Source organism: Bartonella sp. AS69XJJH (genome assembly GCF_042195585.1).
GTDB lineage: Bacteria > Pseudomonadota > Alphaproteobacteria > Rhizobiales > Rhizobiaceae > Bartonella.
Genome location: NZ_JBHIOO010000028.1, coordinates 1 through 9,804, shown reverse-complemented (window position 1 = coordinate 9,804; position 9,804 = coordinate 1). Strand labels below are relative to the sequence as shown.

The 9,804-nt window shown below is 37.2% G+C and carries 5 protein-coding genes; all 5 read right to left on the bottom strand.

Annotated elements, in window-relative coordinates:
- Positions 1 to 1,602: 1,602 nt before the first annotated feature.
- On the bottom strand, positions 1,603 to 2,229 hold the full coding sequence (locus ACFIK6_RS08540; RefSeq protein WP_375642600.1) for a DNA-3-methyladenine glycosylase I: 627 nt from the start codon (positions 2,227 to 2,229) through the stop codon (positions 1,603 to 1,605).
- Positions 2,207 to 3,637, bottom strand: coding sequence for an exodeoxyribonuclease VII large subunit (gene xseA / locus ACFIK6_RS08535; RefSeq protein WP_375642599.1), 1,431 nt, complete (start codon positions 3,635 to 3,637; stop codon positions 2,207 to 2,209). Before xseA ends, ACFIK6_RS08540 begins: the two co-directional genes overlap by 23 nt.
- A 397-nt stretch (positions 3,638 to 4,034) precedes the next feature.
- A complete protein-coding gene (locus ACFIK6_RS08530) occupies positions 4,035 to 5,666 on the bottom strand; it encodes an ABC transporter substrate-binding protein (protein WP_375677537.1) in 1,632 nt (543 codons plus the stop codon).
- Between the two features lie 910 nt (positions 5,667 to 6,576).
- Positions 6,577 to 8,208, bottom strand: a complete 1,632-nt coding sequence (locus ACFIK6_RS08525) for an ABC transporter substrate-binding protein (protein ID WP_375642597.1) — start codon at positions 8,206 to 8,208, stop codon at positions 6,577 to 6,579.
- 924 nt (positions 8,209 to 9,132) lie between these two features.
- Positions 9,133 to 9,804, bottom strand: a 672-nt coding sequence (locus ACFIK6_RS08520; RefSeq protein WP_375642596.1) for an ABC transporter substrate-binding protein, incomplete at its 5' end; no start/stop codon positions are given.

Genomic DNA, 9,804 nt, shown 5'->3' with positions numbered 1-9,804 from the left:
ACCCCCAGTGCAATAAGAGCAGAAACAAGAGAACCACTACTTTTCAATATTTTTTTCTTCAAGTTCATAAATTTTCCCTTTATTTATTTTTTATCAATTAATGACACTGAAATCACATGGTAAATTTATAATTATACACATTGAACAAATACGTTCTAATCGCCTATACAGAGTCATCCACTTTATAAATTCATTGGTTTAAGCCTCAATAAAACCATAGCGTACATGAATAGATGTTTTGCTAACCAGCATTACATTCTTTTCATAACCTTTCTTTCCATATGATAATGCACTACACCAGTCCCCCATTAATCATCAATAAGCCTTGTAGCCTCCCCAAAATAGTGAGCTTTAAAAAAAATAATTGCCCCCTCAAACACTCAGTTTCAAGATGCAACACATCTTTACTACATGATCAAAGCTGCACTGAAATAACAGAACGACATAAGAAAATATCTTTTCTAAAACTCTACCCCCTCACAAAAATCTGCTTAATCTTTTGAAAACTAAGTATCAAAAGTTTTACGTTTTTACCAACAAAATCAAACGCGTTAACAAAGATAAAGGAAAAATGAGAAGAATCATTCCTTTCAAGCTTTATCTTTTGAGAAATAAAGCTTGAAATAAAAGAACACACACTAAAATGCATTCCCTCATTGATAAAAACAAAATTCATTAGACACCCCCCCCAAAAGACATAACGAATATAAACCCTTCTAAACTTTAGTGTGCAATTGCTTTACCACTATAAAAACAGAACAGAAAGCAACATATCGCAACAAAACTCTCGTTTCCAGCGGAAACATACAGAGATTCAATGAAGCAATGCAGTGAATACCAGTCTGTCTGAGCTTAAGTATCCTCCCAAAACTGGAGCTCACACGCAGCAAAATTCCTCTCTAATGAAGGGAAGCTATCAGATAATAAAACCCAACACAAGCAGCTTGAGTCATTTAACTTCAATTTTTCATCGCTGCATTTCATTTTTATTGCCTAGATAAGTATTGGGCAATCGACCTATATACAAATAAACCAACAGTTATACAGGCAAAGTAAAGCAATGCAATAACAGCACCCCATCTAAAAACCACTTTGCATTTGTCAATAAACAGGAATAAAATATTCATTAGTTATAACGGTCATGTCATTAACGGAAAGAACAACAGCTCTTCTGAACCATTATAAATGCCAAAGACTTTTGCACAACATTGGGAGCTCGTAAAGTGTGTGATAGTGCTGATTTTCTCCTTCATAAGCATCAAGATGAAGTGCACAATGGATTTACTATCACATCATTCACGAGCCGCGTCGCGAAATGGTCTTTGATGTACTAAATGTTTCTTTAAAATATACAAGGCATCACTATTATCTAACTTCAGATACATAACAGTTAAGATATCACTCCTTTTTGCACCTATTTTTTCATCCTCAAAAATATACCCTTATCGTTTTTAATGCCAACAAAAGTAGAAAATCATGAATATTGTATAGTTTGTATATTTCGATTATCTTATACAGCGGAGTTGTATAATCTATATATTTATTAAATAATTCAATTATTATCTTATTGGTCATTACCCTTACAAAAGGAAGTTTGCCAATTTATCGACAAAAACATCCTTCAAGATGGTCATTAACAATCCCTACGGACTGCATAAAAGCATAACAAATCGTAGGGCCAACGAATGTCCAGCCACGTTTCTTCAAATCTTGAGAAAGACGAAGAGAAGCAGGGGTTATGGGATGAGCCGACAGTGTTTGAAAGTCTATCTTTTCATAACGTTCTAATGGTGGTGGCTGAAAAGACCAGAAATAGTGGGACAAACTCCCCCACTCAGTTATAATTTCTTGTGCTCTCAATGCATTATTAAGTACCGATTGAATTTTTCCTTGATGACGAACAATGCCTTTATTCTGCATTAACATTTTCACTTTTGGCTCATCATAATGAGCAATCTTTTCAAAATCAAAGTGATCAAATGCAATGCGAAAAAAAGAGCGTTTTTTTAAAATTGTAAACCAAGAAAGCCCCGCTTGAAAACCTTCAAGACAAATTTTCTCAAACAAACGAATATCCTCAAAAACAGGCTTTCCCCATTCGGTATCATGATAAGCACAATAAAGTGGATCCGTTCCAGCCCATGCGCAACGAACTTTTCCATCCACTCCCTTAAGAAGACCTTCCGTAAGCATAGCATTAACCGTATTAAAAGAGAGTTCCTTGATCATCGCTTGGCGACTTTATCTGCTTGTGTTTTGACCGTTTAGAAAAAACAGGTTCTTGTGTTGCAACACTGATATCTCCATCAAAAAAGCGTAAATTTATTTGCCCTGTTTCAGGAAACTGAACCAACCGTTTGATAGGCTTATGATCTTTCCCCAAAGCCAAAACAAAACCACGCTCTAAAATATTTTGATACGAAGTGCTTTTTAAAAGCCTAGATGCAAGCTCCATTTGGGCACGTTGTTTTTCCACACTACGCACAAAAGCACGATGAAAGCGCGCCGTATATTCTTTTGTATTGCGTTGTGCTTTTTCAGTATTCAGTAAACGCGGTGAAAAACGTATAGCAAGCGCATGAAAAGAAATTTGTTTTTTATCGCAGCTCACATGAAGAGCGCGCAGCAATCGACTTGAAATTTCATCAAAACCACGCCGTGGTAGAGCAAAAAGTTGATCGACAGTCGGAAGCCCTCTTATAATAGCACGCAATTTCTGTTGATGAAAATCAAAATAACGCATCAATCCCTTGCGTAAACGGGCACCAAGAGACGCCACATACACTTCGAGATCAAGCTTAACAGGAACAGCCTTTTCTGCAGCTCCTGTGGGAGTTGGAGCGCGCCAATCAGCAACATAATCAATCAAAGTCCAATCTGTTTCATGCCCAACAGCAGAGATAACCGGAAGAGCAGAGGCATAAACAGCACGAACAACAGCTTCATCATTAAACCCCCACAAATCTTCTAAACTTCCCCCTCCCCGTGCAACAATAATAAGATCAGGTTTTGGAATAAGTCCTCCTGGAGCAAGAGCATTAAAACCTTCAACAGCAACAGCTACCTCTCTCCCACTTGTTTCCCCCTGAACACGTACAGGCCAAACCAAAATATGCAACGGAAAACGATCGGATATACGATGAATAATATCACGAATAACAGCACCTGTTGGTGATGTTACAACGCCTATAATTCGGGGCATATAAGGCAAAGGTTTTTTCTTTGCTTCATCAAACAAGCCTTCTTCTACAAACTTTTTCTTACGATTTTCAAGAAGTGTCATCAAAGCACCAACCCCTGTTGGTTCAAGAGACTCAATGACAATTTGATATTTCGATGACCCTGGATAAGTTGTAAGTTTACCAACAGCAATCACTTCCATCCCTTCTTCAGGAGGAAATGTGAGCTTTTCCATCACTCCACGCCAAATAACAGCTTCCAACCGTGCCTTATCATCTTTTAAAGCAAAATAAGCATGTCCTGAAGCATGAGTACCACGGTAACCTGATATCTCTCCACGCACCCGTACATAGCCAAACTTTTCTTCAACAACACGCTTTAAAGCCCCTGCTATTTCGGAAACAGTGAATTCTGCTACATTCGTTACACCTGTTTTTTCACTAAACAAACTTACCATTTTTCAATTCTTTACGCCCGTTTCTGTGAATCTTTTTGAAACAAAACATCTTTAAACTTTTGATTTATAGCTTTACCAAATACCCATAACACCAGCTAGAACAGCTTATATTTTTAATTTCAAACCGATTATCAAGGTTGTAAAAAACTTGAAGCCATTGTATGGGGATGTCCAGAGTCATTATCCCACCCGAAAATTGTATCAATAGAAGTTAAAATATTCAATCTTAACATCTACACAAACACATCTTTCATAAGAATTCCTAGAATAAAACTTTCTACATAACATAGTAATCTATTCCCGATAAAATTCAATGTATTGCAAAGTGTTAAAGAACTTTGCAATACATCAAATATATCATGATCATGTTTTTGTATTTTATAAACTTGATAGCCTCTTATTTTTCAATTGCACTATAAAAAATACGTGGTGCACTATTCCAAACCCATTTTTTGACATCAGGTGTCATCGCTACGGTATGATACGTCTGATAGATAAACGCATAAGGTCCTTTCTGCATAAATTCACGTTGCAAATCAGCATACATTTGCGCCCGTTTTTTTGGATCTTTTTGAAACAACGCATCTTGAACCTTTTGATTCATAGTTTCATCAAAATACCCATGGCACCAACTCGCATAGGCTGTATTTTTAGCCTCAAGACGATTATCAGGATTGTAAATAAGGCGTGAAGCCATTGTATGAGGGTCCGCAGAATCATTATTCCATCCGAAAAAAATTGTATCAAAGGTACGTGCAGATAGTTTTGAAAACAACTGCGTACCTACAAAACGTTCAATTTTAAAACGCACCCCCACCTTTTTTGCATTGTCTTGGAGAGACTGAGCAATAGGCAAAGCAAAAGGATAAGGAGATGCTCCTGCAAAAATACTGGCCTCAAAACCATCTGGATAACCTGCCTCTGTTAAAAGTTGCTTGGCTTTTTGAAGATCAAGTTTAAAGGGTTGTCCTTCTTTTTCATCCAAAGCCCCAAGATCACCAAGAGGAATAAAACTTGCACGTGGAACACCAACATCTTTGAGAAGAGTCTTACCGAGTCCTTCATAGTCAATAAGGTAGCGCATCGCTAAACGCACTTTTTCATTGGCAAAAATTGGATTTGTCACATTGAATCCCCATATGATCACGGATGGCTCTAACACTCTTTCAACTTTAATATCCGTTGTTGCTTGGAGATCTGCCAAATCCTCTGGCATCAAATTACGTGCAACATCAATATCGTGTTTTTGCAACAATAAACGTTGTGTTCCAGGTTCCGCGACATGGCGAATTAAAATCTTCTTCAATTTAGGCGCCTCACCCCAATAATTGGAGCTTGCACGCAACAAAATCCCTTCCCCAGGACTCCAACTCTCTAGCTGATAAGGACCAACACAAGCAGAATGGCTTGCTAAATACCGGTTTCCCATATCACCATTTTTTTCGTGTTTCATGAGTGTCTCACGATCAAGCAAAGCAAGAGTACGACTAGTGGCAAAATGGCTAAGAAGAAGCTCTGCTGGATAAGGTTTATCAAATTTCATCACCACCGTTTTGTCGTCCAGTGCTTGAAAAGCCTCATCAACGTTTTGTTCTGTGATACCATATTCATTAAATGTCGCCGCAGTAGCCATCTTCAATTTAACAACCCGCTTCATGCTCCAAATCAGATCATTGGCATTCGCAGGACGACCATCATTGAACTTCAAACCATCACGCAAATGAAAAGTAATCACCGTACTGTCATCATCACTTGAAACATCCCAACTCTTTGCTAACGAGGGAACCATTTTAGCAGCATCATCTGTAGCAGAAACGACTAAATTATCACAAACATTGACAAGAACTTCATTACCATAACGATCATTGATTTGTGCGGGATCAAATGTACTTATTGTATCAAGATTCCAAGCCATCACAAGCGTATCGCTAGGTGTTTTCGCTGAAACTTGTTGCACAAACATCCCCATTGCAAGAACAGCAGAAACAAAAGAACTGCCCTTTTTCAATATTTTTCTTTTCACGTTCATAGAATTTTCCTTTTAAGATTTAAGGTTATTGTATAACTTCCCATGTGACAACATGCAAAAATGATAAGATCATGATTAGAAAACACGCCTCCTAGAGGTAAAATATCAAAACCTCCAAGAGCAGCAGCCACTTTTCAAAAGCTCATTCCCCCAAACACGTATAGGACAAACGAACATATGCAACGCAAAACGATCTGATTAAAATAAAGCTATCACGCAAGATAGCACGCGATATCACGGCACTTATAATTCAGAGCATATCAGACCAAAACTCTTCTTTGCTTCATCAAAAAGATTTCTTCTTCAAGTTTCTTCTTGCGATTTTCTAAAAAGTATCATCAAAGCGCTACTCTCATTGCTTCAAAAAACTCAAAACAATTTGATATTTTGACAATCCTGAATAAATTTTTTCGTAACCCCATTTTCACCCTTCTTCAGAAGAAAATTGGAACTTTATTATAACTCCGTATCAAATAACAGCTTCGAACCTATAGATTATCATATTTTAAGTCATAAGGAATGTAACCTGAGGTATATGAGAAGAGTAGCTTGATGTTTCCCCACGTACCTGCATACAACAGTTTTTCTCACCAAAACATTTTAAAGTCCCCCATTTTTTCAGAAACACTAAATTTTGCTTTATTCGTTACATCTGTCTTTTGCAACAAACAAATTTATTATTTTTTTATACACATAAATTGAAATATCAAATATTAATATCTATATACGTGAAACTTATCGAGATAAATAACCTCTCTCCCCAATAGAACGTTTTGAAATAAAATTCTCTACACAACATAGTAATCCATTCCCGATAAAATTCAACGTATTGCAAAGTGTTAAAGAGCTTTGCAATACATCAAATATATCATGATCATGTTTTTTATATTTTATAAACCTTGATACCTTCTTATTTTTCAATTGCACTATAAAAAATACGTGGTGCACTATTCCAAACCCATTTTTTGACATCAGGTGCCATCGCTACAGAAACATATGTCTGATAGATAAAAGCATAAGGTCCTTTCTGCATAAATTCACGTTGCAAATCAGCATACATTTGCACCCGTTTCTTTGGATCTTTTTGAAACAACGCATCTTGAACCTTTTGATTCATAGTTTCATCAAAATATCCATGGCACCAACTCGCATAGCCTGTATTTTTCGCCTCAAGACGATTATCAGGATTATAAATAAGACGTGAAGCCATTGTATGGGGGTCCGCAGAGCCATTATTCCATCCGAAAAAAATTGTATCAAAACCACGTGCATAAAATTTTGAAAACAACTGCGTACCTACAAAACGTTCAATTTTAAAACGTACTCCAACCTTTTTTGCATTGTCTTGGAGAGACTGAGCAATAGGCAAAGCAAAAGGATAAGGAGATGCTCCTGCAAAAATATTGGCCTTAAAACCATCCGGATAACCTGCCTCTGTTAAAAGCTGCTTTGCTTTTTGGAGATCAAGTTTAAAGGGTTGTCCTTCTTTTTCATCCAAAGCTCCAAGATTACCAAGAGGAATAAAACTTGCACGGGGAATGCCAACATCTTTGAGAAGAGTCTTACCGAGTCCTTCATAATCAATAAGATAGCGCATCGCTAAACGCACTTTTTCATTGGCAAAAATAGGGTTCGTCGTATTAAAACCCCATATGATCATGGAGGGCGCCAACACTTTTTCAACCTTAATATCCGTTGTTGCTTGGAGATCTGCCAAATCCTCTGGCATCAGATTACGTGCAACATCAATATCGTGTTTTTCTAACAATAAACGTTGCGTTCCAGGCTCCGCAACATGGCGAATTAAAATCTTCTTCAATTTAGGCGCCTCCCCCCAATAATTGGAGCTTGCTCGCAATAAAAGAGCTTCTCCAGGACGCCAACTCTCTAACTGATAAGGACCAACACAAGCAGAATGACTTGCCAAATATCGATTTCCCATATCGCTATCTTGTTCGTTTTTCATGAGTGTCACACGATCCAGTAAGGCAGCAGTGCGATTAGTGGAAATATTGCTAAGAATGAGCTCTGCTGGATAAGGCTTATCAAATTTCATCACCACCGTTTTGTCGTCCGGTGCTTGAAAAGCCTCATCAACGTTTTGTTCTGTAATCCCATATTCATTAAATGTTGCCGCATTGGACAATTTCAATTTAACAACCCGCTTCATACCCCAAACAAGATCATTGGCATAAGCAGAACGACCATCATAAAATTTTAAACCATCGCGCAAATGAAAAGTAATCACCGTACTCTGGTCATCACTTAAAACATCCCAACTCTTTGCTAACGAGGGAACCATTTTAGCAGCATCATCTGTAGCAGAAACGACTAAATTATCACAAATATTGTTAACCACTTCAACTCCATAACGGTCATTGAGTTGTGCAGGATCAAATGTACTTATTGGATCGAGATTCCAAGCCATCACAAGCGTATCGCTAGGTGTTTTTGCTGAAACTTGTTGCACAAACATCCCCATTGCAAGAACAGCAGAAACAAAAGAACTGCTCTTTTTCAATATTTTTCTTTTCACGTTCATAGAATTTTCCTTTTAACGTTTATTGTATAAATTCCCCATTCAGCAAAACGTGCTTAATAATTAAGTTTAGACGAACTGTAGGCTCCTAAAGACCAAACTTTAAAACCTTCAAGAACAAGCAGCTCTTGCCAATGACTCCTCCTGCCTATACTTATAAGCCAAACCAAAACATACAAAAGGAAAACACTCTGATATACAATGAAAGCTCACCAACAACAGAGCTTATTCACGATACCATAACGCCTACTATTGGAGACTATAAAACCAGTATTTTTCTATCTTGTTAAGCAAGCTTGTCTCTTATTTCTTCCGGCGTTTTGTATACCATCAAATAACTACCCCTTTCGGCTCGAGTACCTTAATAACAAAGAGCCTTCATAATAATTTGACGATTTCATAAAACAGGGAAATTCGTTAGTTTGCCAAGTGCAACGACTTTTATTCTTTCTTCAAAAGAAAATTTGATTTTTTTCATCACTCCCCGTAAAATAACACCCTCTAATTGGCATCTCATCATCTTTTAAAGTAAAAGAAAATATAAACACCATAAAAAACTGATATCTCTTGTGTACCCACCCATAACAAAACTTTCCTTTAACATCGCAAAACCTTTGCACCTTTAGCACTACTACATTCCGCGACATTTGTTGCTCTTAGTTCTTTTATGTTATACTCAGTTTTTTAACAAATAAATTGACCACTTTTTAATTCAGAGAAATTGAAATATTCAATCTTAACATCCACACAAACACACCTCTAATGAGAATGAAAAACCTCTTTAAACGAATGTTATAAAAAGACATTCAACAATATATCACGCATTACCTATGATCTTCGACGTATTGCAAAGCTTGAAAATTTATACAATACGCCGAATATATCATGACGATGTCCTTTATCTATTGAACGGCATTGAAGACACGCTTATTTTTCAATTTTACTATAAAAAATATGTGGCGCACTATTCCAAACCCACTTTTTGATATCAGGCGTCATCGCGATAACAGTATATTTCTGATAGATAAACGCATAAGGTCCTTTTTGCATCAATTCACGTTGTAAATCAGCATATATCTGCGCCCGTTTTTGCGGATCTTTTTGAAACAACGCCTCTTCAACTTTTTGATTCATCTTGGCATCAAAATACCCATACTGCCAACTAGGATAAGCTGTATTTTTTGCCTCAAACCGATTATCTGGATTATAAACAAGACGTGAAGCCATTGTATGAGGATCCGCAGAATCATTATTCCATCCGACAAAAATTGTATCAAAAGCTCGGGCATAAAGTTTGGAAAACAACTGTGTACCTGCCAATCGCTCAATTTTAAGACGCACTCCTGCCTTTGCAGCACTATCTTGAAGTGACTGAGCAAGTAACAAAGTATAAGGAGAATTTGACACGAGAAAATTTGCCTCAAATCCGTTTGGATAGCCAGCCTCTGCTAAAAGCTGCTTGGCTTTTGCAATATCAAGCTTAAAGGGTTGTCCTTCTTTTTCATCCAAAGCCCCAAGATTGCCAAGAGGAATAAAACTTGCCCGTGGAATACCAATCCCTTTAAGAAGCTTCTTGCCAAGACCTTCATAATCTATGAG